At 50.9% G+C, this 15,197-nt stretch carries 9 protein-coding genes; 1 reads left to right on the top strand and 8 read right to left on the bottom strand.

Annotated features, from left to right (window positions below):
- Positions 1-7: 7 nt before the first annotated feature.
- From H6F68_RS06400 to H6F68_RS06365, 8 genes are all read right to left on the bottom strand, one after another.
- On the bottom strand, positions 8-2,677 hold the full coding sequence (locus tag H6F68_RS06400) for a CHAT domain-containing protein (protein ID WP_190557450.1): 2,670 nt from the start codon (positions 2,675-2,677) through the stop codon (positions 8-10).
- Positions 2,678-2,925: 248 nt separating this feature from the next.
- On the bottom strand, positions 2,926-4,569 hold the full coding sequence (locus tag H6F68_RS06395) for a tetratricopeptide repeat protein (protein WP_190557448.1): 1,644 nt from the start codon (positions 4,567-4,569) through the stop codon (positions 2,926-2,928).
- 49 nt (positions 4,570-4,618) lie between these two features.
- Complete coding sequence (locus H6F68_RS06390; RefSeq protein WP_190557446.1) at positions 4,619-7,195, bottom strand: hypothetical protein; 2,577 nt, start codon at positions 7,193-7,195, stop codon at positions 4,619-4,621.
- Positions 7,192-9,465, bottom strand: coding sequence for a hypothetical protein (locus tag H6F68_RS29590; protein ID WP_190557444.1), 2,274 nt, complete (start codon positions 9,463-9,465; stop codon positions 7,192-7,194). The genes H6F68_RS06390 and H6F68_RS29590 overlap by 4 nt, the downstream gene beginning before the upstream one ends.
- Positions 9,466-9,486: 21 nt before the next feature.
- Entirely contained in the window at positions 9,487-10,878 is a 1,392-nt protein-coding gene (locus H6F68_RS06380) for a hypothetical protein (protein WP_190557442.1), read from the bottom strand.
- The gene (locus tag H6F68_RS06375; protein ID WP_190557440.1) at positions 10,871-11,923 is read right to left on the bottom strand and encodes a phage tail protein; all 1,053 of its coding nucleotides are present in this window, start codon (positions 11,921-11,923) and stop codon (positions 10,871-10,873) included. Before H6F68_RS06375 ends, H6F68_RS06380 begins: the two co-directional genes overlap by 8 nt.
- Positions 11,920-14,115, bottom strand: coding sequence for a putative baseplate assembly protein (locus H6F68_RS06370; protein WP_190557438.1), 2,196 nt, complete (start codon positions 14,113-14,115; stop codon positions 11,920-11,922). Before H6F68_RS06370 ends, H6F68_RS06375 begins: the two co-directional genes overlap by 4 nt.
- A gap of 20 nt (positions 14,116-14,135) precedes the next feature.
- Positions 14,136-14,540, bottom strand: coding sequence for a GPW/gp25 family protein (locus H6F68_RS06365; protein ID WP_190557436.1), 405 nt, complete (start codon positions 14,538-14,540; stop codon positions 14,136-14,138).
- Between the two features lie 279 nt (positions 14,541-14,819).
- On the opposite strand from H6F68_RS06365, the gene H6F68_RS06360 reads away from it, so the two are divergent.
- Positions 14,820-15,110 carry a DUF5674 family protein gene (locus tag H6F68_RS06360; RefSeq protein WP_242065384.1) on the top strand — a complete coding sequence of 97 codons (291 nt, stop codon included), beginning with the start codon at positions 14,820-14,822 and terminating at the stop codon, positions 15,108-15,110.
- Positions 15,111-15,197: the final 87 nt, after the last annotated feature.

Raw genomic sequence — 15,197 nt, 5'->3', positions numbered from 1 at the left:
CCTCGATTTACAACCAGTTACCAACTAAAATGAACGGTGCCCAAAAGTAGGGATGACCACCAAATTTAGAGTCCTTAAGAATAGCGCGTTGTGCCTGTTGCAGCGCTACCGCTTTCGTAACTTTGCGGCTAGCCACTTCCTTGTAAAACTTCTGCATCAATATGGAAGTAGCATCGTCATTCACCTTCCATAGGCTCGCAACCGTGCTTCTAGCTCCCGATTTCAGAGCCATGCCTGCTAAACCGAGAGGGGCGCGATCGTCTCCAATAGCGGTTTCGCAAGCGCTCAGCACTAGCAACTCAATCGGGGTTGTACGAGTATCTGACCCACTTCCCAAAGCTGTCGCTAGTTCATCGATGTTAATCACACCATCGAAAGCCACGAGAAATGTTTGATCGCGATTGGCGCTGAATTGTCCATGAGTTGCTAGATGCACAATTGGAGCTTGAGATTTTTTCAGTGATTTAACGAACTGGTCATGGGTAAAGTTTTTATTTTCAGTTGTAGTAGAAGGGTTGATTTCTGCCTGAAAGACTTTAAGTTCTAAGTCTATAGACGGTAGCTCGGAGAAAAGTTGAGAAGAGCCATCTGGTAGCTTGACAGTACGACGCTCTGTAAGGCCGAAAGCAATTCCAGAGAGCGCCTTCGCTTGTAAAGGTTGAGGGTCGCTGAGCTTTAGCCCCGGCGTAGTAGCAATGCTGTATTTCTCAATTAAAAACTGTTCTCCATCAGATAGAGCTGCCATTGGCACGCTGCGAAAAGCTCCATCTAGAACAAACACTAAAGTTTCTACTTTTTCCTGCTGCAATTCCTCAGAGATCGGTGTGATCAGCCATTCATAGAGCTGCTTAGAAGGTTCCTGATACTCTAGGCTATAGGACTTACGCAGTCCAGCTTGTAAAGCTTCTACTGTTGTTCGAACCGCCTCTTGATCAACTGTAGTTGGATATAACTTGGAACCGCGATCTTTAACGCTAACGATCGTGATAATTCGATTAGATAGGACAATGGGATAGATGACTGCGGTTTTCGGAGGTACCTCGACATCGATTTCTACTGCCTGAATACAATTGGATTTTAGGTAATTATTAATCTCTTCTAGTTGGAGTGATTCGATCACATCACGAGCTTTTTTTAAGTCTTCAGTAGAAGGCTGAGAACCATTGCTAGGTAGCAACAAATTGACGAGCTGGCGATGGACAGGTTCTAAAGCATCTTGCTCTAAAATCAAAGCATCTGTACTACCTGCCAAATCAGTTCTCAGCCTCTTTAAAGTGTTGACGGCTTGAGTATAGGATGCGATCGCCCCCAGCCGATCACCTTGTTTTTCCTGTAGTCGGCCAAGTTGAGCTGACCAGCGATAAACCTGATCAAGAGATGAAATTTTGTGGGTTAGTGGGATCGATTGAGCCAAGAATAGGGCTTGCTCTGTTGTAAATTGAGCTGCTTGCAGTTGTCGCTGTTGTTCTTGGGCTTGTCCTAAATTTCCCAAAGCATTGGCTCTCAACAGCGGATCTTGCAGATCTTTGGCTTGATTTACAGCCTTAATGAGTATAGCGATCGCATCTTGATCTGTACTCCTTCCTCGTTTTTGGAGCTTCAGCAGGCTATGCGAAAAATTTAGCCGAGCTTCGATGCTACCGCGATCAGAGGACAGATTGGCCATCACGGGTTTTAGAGAGTTAGCGAGTTGGGCTGCCTCAGTAAGATGATCGAGATCAATCAATAGAGCCAAAAGATTTAGGTTGGCTTGCAGTTGGTTAGGAGAAGGAGTCGCTGCTACTTGACTATAAAGATTGCGTGCTTCAACAGTAGCTTTTCGAAGTTGTTCCTGCTCCCGTTTCTTTAAACTGCTAGCACCCTGAGTTTGGCGAATCTCTGCTGCGATCAAATTAGCTAAGGTAAGTTGGCTTGCCTGAATCTCAGGCAGGTGATTGAGCTGCTGAGCAATGGTAACGCTCTCTCGCACGATTTCTTTTGCTTGTACTTTCACTTGATTGCTCTTACTGCTCAATGCTTCTCCTTGCTTTACTTCCTTCAGATCGCTAACAACACTCATTACTTCTCCAAGTTTTCGTAACCCTTGCACTTTTGCGATTGAATCCGGTTGTTGCTGTATCTTTGTTTGTAAAGGTTCTAAGATTTTTTCATAAGCTTGACGGTATAGCCCTAATGATTGAAAGGCTTGAACTTGCTGTAATGCGCTTTCAATCTCACCTGTCGCATCACCAATTTGTTGATAAGCAACGGTTGCTTTTTTCCAAGATTCTAGAGCTTGTGAAGCATTCCCTTGCGCAAGGTATAGTTTGCCTTGAACCTTGAAAGTCTGAGCCAAAACGACAGTCTTGGCAGAAGAATCATCCAGTGTTTCTAGAGATTGAATACTCTGACTAATGACTCGATTGGCTTCCTTCCAGTGCCCCTGTTGAATAGCTATTAAGGCTAAATTGCTGAGAGCGATCGCAGAAGTCAAAGTATCATTTTTAGCTTTGGCTTGCTGCAATACGGTTTGAAGGAGAATTTTGGCATCCTCCAGTTTCCCCGATTCGTATTGTTGCTGACTCTGCTGTAGTAATCTCTCGATCGGTACTGCTGCTTGGCCATGCCACGGAGCCGTAGTGATCAAGATAGTGAGGAAGCAGGCAATCAGCCAGGACCAGCGACGACGAGGTAGCATAAGGAATCTCTTTCCAAGTGAAAGGAGAAAAACGAGCAACTTCACCTCAGACAAGACACATTCGGTTCGAGAGCCAATGCAGCCGTCAGGAGTATGAATTGAATATTAAGGGCAGTGTATATACCGAGAAAATATGACTGTCTCCATCTTTAGAGCTTCAATGCAATCCGGCAATAGACGAAGGTCAATTCTTTAGCAAGACTTCATAAAACGACAGGTCAATCCAATGACAAGAGTATCGGATCAATTTACTTAGGGAGCACGGGAGGCTCTACCTCCATCAGGGCTTCCAGGGCTTGCTGAGCGAGGGACTGTTGCGGATTGAGGGAGACTGCTGTTTGCAGCGCTGCGATCGCTTGCGGATACTGCCGCTGTTTGGCTAAGACCAAACCTAAGCCAGCCCAGGAGTCAGCACTGTTTTGGTCTATTTCTATAGCTCGTTCATAACTGGTTTGGGCATCAGGATATTTTTGTAAAGCGACTAAGGCCGTGGCGCGATTTTGCCAACCTTGCAGTAGTTTTGGGTCAACTGTGACCGCTCGATTGGCTGCGTCCAGCGCTGCACCATGATCTCCCTGTGACCACTGGACTGCACTAAGATTCGCCCATACTGAGGCATTTTCGGGATCTATCTTTAGAGCTTCTGTATAAGCAGCCAAGGCTTTTTCAGGATTATTGAGCGATCGCCAAATTCGCCCCTGATTGGCCCAAGCACGGGCATCTTGCGGATCGAGGGAGATCGCTTTTTCTACCGAAGCAAGAGCAGTTTCGTATTGTTTCAGGTGCCACAAGACTACGGCGCGATCGCTCCATCCTTGGCTCCAATCTGGGCGCATTCCCACCACCCGATTGGCTGCAGTCAAAGCATCTTCTAGCTTGCCTAAATTGGTCAAAGCATAACTTTGCTGGTTCCAAACTTGCGCCACCTCCTCTGGTGACAATGGGGCATTGCCTTGGAGTGTTTTTTGACAAGCAGCAAGAGCGGCTTCTGCCTGTTGCAATTGGTTTAAAGTCAAGCATTGTCCGAGGAGCGCCTGTGAGGAGGTAGGCTGGATTTCTAGTACTCGGTTATAGGCAGAGAGGGCTTCTGTAGGGCGCTGCAACTCACGGAGCGTATCTGCTAACTGAAACCAAGTAGGACCGTCATTAGGATTAAAAGAGAGAGCGCGATCGAAAGCTTTAACCGCAAGTTCTGCTTCTTTGACCCGACGATGGGTAAGACCTCGGAGATACCAAGTTTGGGCTAGTTCCATAGTGCCCCAGTTATCATCTCCTTTCAGGGCACGCTGATAAGCATCGATCGCTTCCTGAGATTTGCCTAGTTTTTCTAGAGCTTCTCCTCGGTAGAACAACGCCAGAGAATAGGTCGGTTGTTGCTCTAGCACTTGCTGATAGAACTGAAGTGCCGTTTGGTAGTCTAGTTCTTGATTGCGGATCAAGCTGCGAGTATGTTGCGCTTCCAGAGCGGAGCGATCGCCCCAATTAGTATTGATCTTCAACGCTTGGTCACAGGCTGTCACTGCTGCTTCGTCATCGCCAAGTTCTTTCCAGGCAAGACATTGACCTGCCCAGGCTTGAGAGTTTTTGGGTTGTCGTTTCAACGCTTGACCAAAGGCGGCGATCGCCTCTGAATATTGCTGAGAACCTAGCAACAAAGAGCCATATCGAGTCCAAAGTGGAGCTTCCTTAGGCCGTAGTTCGAGCGCCCGCTCGCAAGCGGGGAGAGTATCTGTAGGTTTACTTCCTAAGAGAGTACACAGTTGACTCCAGTAGGCGGGGTCTTTGAGATCTTGCAAGCGATCGCGAGCGAATCCAGGCTGGGGAAGCAGGGTGGTTCCCAACAGCACAAGCGGCAGCAGTTTGGGGGTGAGTCGCGATCGATTAGGTATCATGGGTCGCCAGTCACAATCATAGATTTCAAAGCTTACTATCCGGGGATTACTATCCGGGATTAAATTGGGGTGGTTGCTCCACAGGAGATAAGCGATCGCTCTCAGCGGGAGTCAATATCTCCAAAGCAGTTGCAGGGGATGGGCTAGGGGGTGGAGAGGCATTACTTGGTGCATTAACTGGGGTAGGGTTGGCAGTCTCTCCACTAGCGGCGTCAGCATTACTCGGTGCTCCAGATCCATTAGCATTATTGCTGCCATTAACGGGTGCTCCAGCATTGCCCGGATTCCTTGGAATTTCGGCCATACTAGCAACTGGTCTTGCAACTGGTGAGGGAGCAGGAAGATTGAGCACTTCTAGGGTTACAGAGCGAGTTAAGACTTCCCCGGTTGGTGCTTTCACTTGCAAAGCCAGCGTCGTACTTCCCTGGGGGCTGAGAGGCAACCTAAGTTCTCCTACAGGAGGAACGCTACCAGGAGCAGGGGTAAGTTCTACCTGAGTCTTACTGCCACCCTGAACCCGCCAACTGATTTGAATCATCGGCGGTAGTTGTCCCGGAGCCAGAGGAATTAGTACTTTTGCAGGCGCTTCTCGACCATTAATTTGAAAATTCAAGATCTGTGGCATTTGAGCTTGAATCTTCACAACTTCTGTCGATCGCGGTTTTATCTCAGTTGTTGCATTGCTCTCAGACTGCCCTACAGCCAAAGCTTGCAACTCCAGACGATATTCTCCCACTGCATTCAGTCCCGTAGGCACGCCTCGACAGATTAAGGTAGAGCCTAGGCGACAAAATGATTGCAACTCTGGCGGCAATGCCCCAGGCTGAGAAAACTCATACCACACATCACCAATCATTTTGCCTGTTTGGTCACGACCCACTAGATGCAGTGCGCTCAGATCTTTGGCGGCAGTGACTACCCAGTTCAACCTGACACCTGCGCGATCGGCTACAGGGAGTGCTTGTTCAGCTGGACTAGGCGTGCCTGGTGCCGCTTCTCGATATACCAATGAGATGGGTTCCAGGGCCACGACTGTCGGCATCGGTTTAGCACTGATCTCCACCAGGTCAGTTTTCAAGACAATTGGTTTCGCTCGCCGTCTCTTCGTCAGCAGGCGCAGTTCAAAGACATATTTTCCTGGCTGGTAAGCATCGGTGCGGATCTGGTTACAAGTCAGTAACGTCTCTTGGCGAGTACAGAAGGATTGCAGTGCAGTTGGTAACTGACCCTTGGTAAAGTCATAGACTAGGGGACCGCTGAGAATACCGCCTTCGGGGCTGTAGCCTGTAATCTTGAGCGTTTGAATGTGCTCTGGATGGTTAATCTGCCAACGGAGACGGGCTACATCACTATTGGCTTCCGCATAACGATTATCTTCAGCCGCAAACTCCAATACTTCTGGGGGTCTGGGTGGACGCAGCCAGAACCACCACACTAAAAAGATCAGGGTACCTAACAAGCCTAAACCAGCCAGAGCCACCAACAGCAGTTGCCACCAAGGGCGAGGCATCCAAGTGAGATGTCCCTGCAAGACATCAGGTGTAATTGGGTGCTTCTCTGGATCGCTCAACTGCACCTGAAACGGATAAGTCTTCCCACCACCCAACCAAGGGCGGGTCCACCACCGTTGGGGTTGTCCTTCTAGCAGAACAGGGGTGGTAGTTTGAGGTGCAAGGCTGAGCGAATCGGAGAGGAGATGGTAGGTACAAGCCTCAGGAGGGGTCAGCGCTTGAATGCTGGGCTGAAGTTGACGCGGCGTATTGCCCAGGTTGGTGAGGAGCAGGGTAAATTGAGCAGGGCGATCGTGGACTTGATCTTGCACCGACTGTAGCTGCGCCTGGAGTTGGTAGACTGGGTCTACTTGCAGGTACAGTAACCCTAGTAAGCCTAGAGTAGGGTCATTTTGGGACGTGAGACGGAAGGTGGGTAGATAATTCCCAGCGAGAGGGAGTAGGGGAGGCTGAAGCACAACTCGCAGAGTCCCGCGATCGCCAGGGTTGACCCCCAGGCTATCCGCAATCTGCACCAATCCCAGTCCTTCATACTCCTGCGGGTACTCAATCTCAACGATCCAATCCTCTGGTAATCCGGTGCATTCCAGCCGAAAGCGATCGACTCGCTCGGAACGATTCTCAACCACCATGTCTACGGTGACAGGTACACCTGGTTTTACCTTCAGGGGTCGCCCTGAACTGGTAAGGGGACTGATGGCAAAGGTGGGGTCTTGCTGAGTGTCAGGAATTTCTGGAGCCAGAACTTGCAAGCGGCAACGAGTAGGAGGCAGATAATAGTCAGCGTAGGCTCCTTGTGGCCGAGCGACTACCTCATAGTTCAGCCATTGTGGTAACGCATCCCCTGGAACGGTAATGCAAAAGGTGAGTTCGCCACTTTTACCGCTTGCTAGCGCCAGCCATTGTTCGGGTTGCGGGCACCATTGCTCGAAGAATTCTGCCGGAGACTCCAACCGCACTTGCACCACAGCATCTTGGTCTCCTCTGTTAGTTAGGGTCACTCCCAGATAATGCTGCACTCCAGGTGTAGCTTGGTCGCGATCCCAAGCAGCCACCATCATTACAAGAGGTTGGTGAACCACAGGACTGTTTCGTCTCAGGTCTTGAGTGTTCATGAAGGATCTTCTGCTAATGCAGGGCAGCGGTTTTCTTGTCGATTTTTTGAGGCGATCGGAACTTGATGTAGCCGTACTCGACCGTCATTGCTGCCACTTGCTACCCAAACATCATGCCGAGTCTCAATCACATCAACAGCCTTCATCGGTTGACTGCCATGCTCTAACACGCGCTCTTCTAAGGCGAATGAAGAACCAATACCTTTGAGAGGCCACAGCTTCACTTGGCCGTTATCGGCGGCACTGGCGAGGAAGCAGCCGCTCGCACTCAATGCCACCGCTCGCACCGAGCTACCGCTATGTCCTAACCAATGATTTTTCAGGGGCGTACAACTACCTTGGGTTTGTAAGCAACTTTGGGTATCCCAAAGACTGATGTATCCTCGCGTATCGGCAACGGCGAGTAAGTTAGGTTGCTCAGCCGCAGCGCTTAAACTGGTAACATCTGCGTTTTCACCATCACTACCGTTAGAATAAGGCAGATTCAGAAGAGTGTTGCTTCCCTTAACGATGATGGGGTCTACATTCAGCAAGGCTAGATGGTTATGTTGACCGCCAATCGCTAAATATTTGTCCTCTCGACCCACTAGCGTCATAGCTTGAATAGGAAACGGGATCTTATATGCCTGTTGGGGAGTAGTTTGCTCTGGCTCAAATTGGCTGATATCCCATTGCAACATTAGACCGCTGCCATGACCGCTGTAGAGGGTGCGGGCATTATGGCTAAACACCAAAGCAAAGACTCGATCATCTTTATCTGGAGTGAGTTGCGATTCCTTTCCTGTCAGCAGGTTAACAATCCGGATTTCCCCATTTTCAAATCCCAATGCCACCTGATCATTATTCACAGGTCGATAACGAGCTACCCGTACCGCTCTCCCAAAATCACTGAAGCGACTACGCTGACGTAGATGTTCTAGACGCATCTGCCAACGCAAGACGGTTTGATCCTCAGAGCCGCTCAGCACCTCGGTCCCTTGGCCATTAAACTGGACAGACGTTACAGGGCCACGATGTCCTGGAGCACTCAACAACATCCAGACCAAGCTACCTAAACCCAGAGCTAATAGGATGCCTAGCACCTGTAGCCAAAAAGGCATGACAGGAAATAAATGAACTTTGAGCTGGTGGGTCTGGTTTTGAATCGGGATAGTAGAAGTGGAGCTATGAGCTGTAACTTCAAAGCGGCGTAATCTCGCCCATCCTAGCCACGGTAGTCGCCGCTGAATTGTAAGGGGCAGGCTACTGGGGCCAGGTGGCAAAGCTGCAATGGGTTCCCCTAATGACACACCTTCTGGTAACACAAGAGGATCTGAGGTTGTCTCCAGGGAGGAGGACTTTTGCCAAAACCAGCGACGTGGCGGTTGTAATTCCTGAACCGATACTTGAACCCCTGGCTGGATGTTACTTTGATTGTGGAATTGCAGGGTAAACGTGGTGGCTCCCCAGGTAGGATTTTGCCATCTCCCTAAGACCTCTGGAATCGCGCCTTCTAGGGGAGTGCAAGCAAACTCGATCTGACCGCTCGGTAAAACCTGGAATTGCCCAATGGTGATTACCGTAGGAAAACGTCCCGTCGCTTCTAGTTGCAGAGCATAAAGGTCACTAGGGGCTTGTATAGCCGCAGGAACCACACATTCAAACTGAATGGGTTGAGGCTTACCAGAGGGAAGAGTGTGTGTTTGCTGGACTCCGTCGGGGAACCAAAGATCAGGTAGACCAGAAAGGCGTAGCGTTACTGCCTGTGGCACTCCCGTCGAGTTGTGAATCTGGGCGGTAATCGGCACCCGCTCCCCCGGTAACGCTTGAAAGGAAGGAGCCGTGAACCCTAGAGATGGAGGTGCCCCCTGAATTCCCTCGACTAAAAGCCGCAAAGGTTGGCGATCGTACTGATTTTCCAGATCCCGTGAGGTAACTTCTACGGTTAGGTCGATCGCACCCCGAAATTGCTGAGCAATCGGGGGTAGATCAAAAACTTCAATCTGAAAGCGGGTGGAGTCTCCGATCGGAATTTTTGAGGAAACGGCTGGCGTGAGGCGATACCAAGCCTTGCTTGCTTCTAAAGTCATCCCCGCTGCAAGCAACTTCACCTGAAATGAGGCAAAGCGATCGCTATCATTCCAGACGGTGGCGTAGAAGACAGCCGTGGTTTGTTGGGCACTCAGCGTCACCTGTTGATGGGACAACTCAGTGATGATCTGCTTTTTAGTCGTGGTAACTTCGGCCATTGCCTCACAATCCTTGATATTGACCTGAAGATGGGAAGGCACTGTGGCCCGATGCGCGTTGCGTTAAGTAGCTGGCTCCTGGAGAAATTGTGTTCGTTGCTGGAGGCTATCTGAGGTAGATGCCGAAGTTGTCGCAACTGAAGTTGATACAGGCTGCATATCTTGTGCCCACTGACACCGTTGGGCAGCAAAATGCAGTAAATTGATGCCCCATTCTTGTGCCGACCGCACGACATCACGGGGGAGATCTAGCAGGGTCGCAGGTCCCCAACAGTGGCTCAGATCGCCAACCATCAACACCAATCCCTGCCAGTTTTTCACAAAAACCGGGTGTCCCAAGCAAGTGGGGAGCTGGCTAAAGGTAAAGGGTTGCCAGCACAAGGGATGATCTTGATCGAGCGCTCCAGAGTCTGCCAGGGAGATTCCTAAAGTAGGGGCGATCGCGGCTAAGGATTGCTCTATCTGGGCTTGTCGCTCAGCGATCGCATTTAGGTTCTCTGTAATTTCTGCCTGTATTTGCGTCCCTAATTGCTCAAACAACTCGCGATCGCGTTCTGCTTCTGCCAGTCCTGCCCGGAGTTCTCGCCCAATGTCCAACAGCTCTAGCAGCTCAGCCTCAGCAAAATCAACTACAGCCAGCAAGACTCTACCTTCGGCCAAGTAGTCCTTCAATCGCTGTAGCGCTGGATTGGAGAGGGCCAACAGCACCCGATAGGGGATGTGCAACAACTGGCAGTTGCTCAGGGGCTCCCAAGCTAGCCCGGAAGCTGAAAAGGTTTGGACGGTGGGCTGAGCCTTCAGAGAAGGATACAAACCATCTAGCGATCGCACTAAACCCAGCAAGTTCCGCTTGGTATCTACAGCCTGATCACTCGTCACCTGTCCCACTTGAATAGCTAGAGGGGAATAGGGACGCGGAGAACGGCGGCTACGGAAATCGAGTTCGTTGGTCGTCGGATGAAAAACATTGATAGGCGAGCGGATGCCCTGGGGGTCTGGCAGCAGCAAAATGCGGCAAATTTCCACATCCCTGGGCTCTAGGTGCAGCTTTTCCACAATCCGAAACGTTTCTTGCACCGTTTGGGTGACAGCAGTGCGACGCAAATAAGTTGGATCAACATAATTCACCACCAAGTGAACCAGGAGTGGCTGCCCCTCCGTTGCTTCTGAGGTGATGCGGAACTCTTCAGGTGCTGGGATGATGATTGGGTTCCCTTCAACATCGATCGCCACTCCAGGCTGTACTTGCAGCAGGCGGCCATCCGGTTGATTGAGTAGCGGGGCGACCCCCAAGCCATAGACAATACCGGATTCGTACAGCGCTTGGTACTGGAAATTCTGGCGTTGTCGATGGTAATCGTGAGCCTGCTGCCAACGAGCCGCATCAATGGTAAGGCCATCGCTAATGGCTAAGCGCTCAAATCCTTCTAGACGGGGATAGGCACGATCAGGCATGAGTAGCCTCCTCAATGGGAACAATTTCTAGGTCGTAGGTACAGACCGCAGGTTTTTCCTGTTCAATGATGGAGCGCACCAAGGTTTCATCCAGGAATTGCCCTCTCGCTGGGCATAACTTGACCCGAAAATGCAGCGGCTTCCCACCTCCTAAGATGGCCATCGGACCTAAGTCGGTTTCACCTAACACAAATCCCTGTTGAGAAGCGGTGTGAATTTGAATTGGCTGCTGAAGGTCAGAGCGAGTTGGGTCGTGTAGGGATAACCCAGTGTAAAGGTGCAAATACAGTTGTAACCCCCGCCTTGTGCCTCGCCAACGATAAATTTCCATTGCTCGCCGGATCAGCGATCGCTGTTGTGCCACACTCCAGGTTGCTTCGTTGTGCCACCCCACCCACTGCGCTAGGAACGGCAGCAGCGCCTCCGGTGCCGTTAAGGGGTCTAAGTAAGCCCAGAGCGATTGAAAGGTCTGAACTGCGGGTTCAAAGGATTGCTCAAAAATTTTCAGGAAGCGACCAATAAAGTCTACTTCTCGGTAAACAGCAGGTAAGAATTGCGGATAGAGGCTCCGTGGTCGCAGGAACAGGTGAAACGGCTCGCGGGCCATTAGCTCTCCAGGCTGACCAGCACTTGAAAGCTGATAGGCTCGGACTTCCCCTTGAAAGTCGAGCGGTAGGGTCTGTTCCGGGGCTAAAGTTTGCCGAGCTTCAAAGAAATCAGCTTCTGGGCGAAAGCGAACTACGGCTTCTGTGGCATGGCTGGAGTGAAGTTCACTGCCTTCTGTATGCAGGTTGTACCACGATCGCGGAAAATTGCCGCTAACTTGCAACTGGTATGGGAGCGGCTGATCTCCCTGATATTCTAGACGAACCAACAGTTCTGCAACTTCTCCAGGACACAGACCCAGTCCCGGTAATGGAGCCGTTCCGGTATCAGCGACTGCTCCCCAAGTGGCTAGACCTGCCTGCCCCACAGGAGGTGTATCCGGGACAGACATCGGCAATAGTTGCAGGCTGAGCGTGCGCCGATCGACCTGCCGGGTCATAGGTCAGCTTCCTCACCCAAAATCTGAATCCGATGGGCTGACTGGCGTCCGCTTTCTGCCCAAGAGCAAATCACTCCCGTGGGGCCAGGATCAATCATGCCAGTTGTCACGGGTTGTCGCTGCCAGTCCATTTTGGAGCGCAATTCAAATAGTTGAATCGTTTCTAGAAATTGCACGCCGGAAGTGTTTTGTAATAATCGCACCAGGTCAGAGAGATATAAGGGAGCTCCCATTTCCCAACCTGTGCCCTGCCGCCCCCCGGTCAGCGGATTGAGCAACTGATAGAGAGCTTGGGTCAATTGCTGGCGCAAACTTCGCCGCGCTAGACCGACTCGATAGTCTGCTTCAACCCCCAGTACCGCTTGCACCGAAACGCCGACATAATCAGGCTGCCGTAGTTGCACCTGAGTTCCTAGCAAGCAGCGATCGCCCAAGAACTGTTCAATCTCCTTTCGTAGGGGTGAACTGAGGGTAAATGTCTCTGGAGCCATGCCCAAATTCCAATCAGTGGGGCTAACTCGCGGTACCACATAGACACTGACAATACCAACAGCACTGCCTTGTTGTTTGGGGCAATAAGCGCGTCCCACGGCTCGACTGGCTTGCAGCGTTAGGGTTTCGTAGTCTTCTGCTGTCACCGCCCGATTTCGAGTTCGTAACAGGCGAGGCACTCGCAGCACCGCTTCTTCTAAGTTTTCGGCGTTGGCTCCATCGCGAGCAGGCTCATGATTCGTGACTTGCTTGACATAGGGTAAAGCTGTCTTGAGAATTCGCAGGGCATGACGGGGAACATTACCGCGATCGCCCCCACCCGTGCGGTAAGCCACCATATGCAAAAGAGCATCACGGGCAGGCGTGGCTCCATACTGCCGCTCTAGGGTTTCCACCCGTTCTACCTGAGTCTGAGCTAAAGTTTGTCCTTGCCACTGTTCCTGGCGTCGCAGTTGCACCTCTTCTTGTAAATGGTTGGGTTCGCGAATTAAGGGGCCAAACTGAATGCGTCCGGTGCGGGAGTCTAAGGTGTAGTGGCGATCGCTCGGACCAGATGCCGAAAAATTTTCTACCTCAGTCCAGCATTGCGGTGGTTCGCCTGGTGGGGTCACTTGGAGATACTCACCGGGTTGCCGCTCCAGAATCCCTTGGGATTGCAGGAAAAAGGTTTGGCCCGGTGTACCGTTGCTCTCCCCCACCAATTCATTTGTGATGCGAGCGCATTGGCTGGCAAGTGCTCTCCCTCCTAGGTTTTGGGCAAATAGCGTCGTTAACTGGGGCGATCGGCTAAAGCGTTCGGTGTCGGAGGGGAGGCAACTACAGCGTAACCAGCGCCCATAATATCCCGCAAAGGTGACAGGAGCCCAAACGAGCGGCAGATGCAGAATCACATCCGCCTCACTCAGACCGTTCTGGCCTCGCCGATCCACATCATTGAAACTGAAGCCTCGCGTGCCATCGTCATCTTCTTTCAATAAGACAGATTGCCACTGCTCTCCATTCCAGGCTTCCCAGCAGCGGGGCGGACGATTGGGATTGATTCCGGTTGAGCCTGCGGGTTCTCCTTCGATGGTTAACGCTAGAATTGCGCCATCTAGTGGTTCTGCACCATCAAAGACAAGATAGAAACTATCTCCTGCTTGCGGCATGCTCTGAAATACTGCTTGCTGCCGTCCTGTCCAGCGGCCCAAATTGTCGCGGGTCCAGTGGCTACTTAAGCGATCGCGGACTTGTTGAGGAGAGTTTGCTGCGGTTTCCTCAGTCAAGAAGTGGCGAATCCAGGGCACTCCTAGAGGTAATTCTTGATCGGTACTGAAAACAATTGCCATCTCTGTTTCAGTGCGTTGAGTGGCAACTTCAGCTCCGGCAGGGATTGTTGGGATGGAGCGTTGAATATCCTGGGGACGGGTGAGGTAAAAGGAGAGAACGGTATGGGCAGGAGCAGGGGGCTGTAAGTTGATGCCCAATAACTCCAAGAAGGCGACATATTGACGGCGAGGTACCTGATTGAATCGCAGCAACATTTGATCGGTGAGCCACGCGAACAATTCAATTAGGGTAACGCCGGGGTCGGAGGGGTTGTGATGGGTCCACTCTGGGCAGTAGCGGGGGATGCGGAGCAGACATTCATCGACCAGATCCTTAAAGGTGCGATCGTCGAGATTGGATTTAGGTAACTGAGGTAAAAAGTCGAAATCCACAACATTCTCCCGCGATGCAATTAAGTTGGAGTCTGCTCGTCTGGTGGCAGCAGATAAAAGGGATAAACTAGACTTCGTAAGTCGTAGCTATCCTTAGGTCGATATTTAATCGTGACGTCTACTCGCCCCCGCACTGGATCGGGATCGGTAAGAATTTCTTCTAAATCAATCCGGGGTTCCCACGCTTCTAATGCTTCTTCGACATAGAGCCGTAGCATTAGCAAGGTGTTGGTGTTGAGGGGAGCAAATACTAGCTCGGAGAGGCGAGAGCCAAAGTCAGGTCGATAAACCCGCTCGCCTAGACTGGTGCGAAGAATCAAATGTATCGATTCTTCGAGGTTTTGCCCCTCGGCTGTGAGTTGTAAGCTGCCCTGAACATTGGTTTTGAACGGAAAGCCCAGACCTTGCCCGATATGGGATGCCATACAACGGCGCTCCAGATGTCTAGTTGGCGTACTCCCAATGTATGGAGCTTGTGCCTATTCGGGTATTTGACGAAAGTTAGGGATTGAGGGATTTCAACCGTAAGCCAAGAATTTAAGCCATGAACTTTAGTGCGATCGCCCTTCCTATCCATTCCGATCGCCCTGCATGATTCATGAGCAGCCATGACGCGATCGCCCCCTAACTCCGCAATGACTGCCTTGAATAGCGCCTTTGGTCAAATATAATTGGGGGAGGGTGGTTAGGTTGAGGTTTCGCTGTTGATCATTCATATCATCCATCAGCCTGCAACGGCTGAGCAGATCGCAGAAATGCTTCAAGCCAATCGCTTTTACATCAAAACAGTTGTAGACATCAACCGCCAAATTCTAGCAGGTGGAGGTGAAATGCACTCTGACTGCGAGGCTGTGTTGCTAGGTAGCGGCAGCCAGCAAGACGATCTTTGGGGAGCAAGTTGGAATCCAGTTTCTCGCGAAATTTTTTATGAATCAATGGTGAACTTACGGCCAGGCCAAAATAGGTCAACTCACATCTTGCACCTTGTGATGTGAACCTCCCATCCTTGCTTCTGTAACAACCTTCGCTTTTGCGCGACTTCCTCAAGGAGCAGAGCAATAACTACTTCACTCAGGCAGACT

The sequence above is a fragment of the Trichocoleus sp. FACHB-262 genome, assembly GCF_014696035.1.
Lineage (GTDB): Bacteria > Cyanobacteriota > Cyanobacteriia > FACHB-46 > FACHB-46 > Trichocoleus.
Note: the sequence above shows the minus strand (reverse complement) of the source record. Positions and strands in the feature narration are given on the sequence as shown.

What these genes read in the sequence shown, in the direction of transcription:
- H6F68_RS06400 (WP_190557450.1), bottom strand. Translation starts at nt 2,677, where the DNA reads ATGCTACCTCGTCGTCGCTGGTCCTGGCTGATTGCCTGCTTCCTCACT.
- H6F68_RS06395 (WP_190557448.1), bottom strand. Translation starts at nt 4,569, where the DNA reads ATGATACCTAATCGATCGCGACTCACCCCCAAACTGCTGCCGCTTGTG.
- H6F68_RS06390 (WP_190557446.1), bottom strand. Translation starts at nt 7,195, where the DNA reads ATGAACACTCAAGACCTGAGACGAAACAGTCCTGTGGTTCACCAACCT.
- H6F68_RS06380 (WP_190557442.1), bottom strand. Translation starts at nt 10,878, where the DNA reads ATGCCTGATCGTGCCTATCCCCGTCTAGAAGGATTTGAGCGCTTAGCC.
- H6F68_RS06375 (WP_190557440.1), bottom strand. Translation starts at nt 11,923, where the DNA reads ATGACCCGGCAGGTCGATCGGCGCACGCTCAGCCTGCAACTATTGCCG.
- H6F68_RS06365 (WP_190557436.1), bottom strand. Translation starts at nt 14,540, where the DNA reads ATGGCATCCCATATCGGGCAAGGTCTGGGCTTTCCGTTCAAAACCAAT.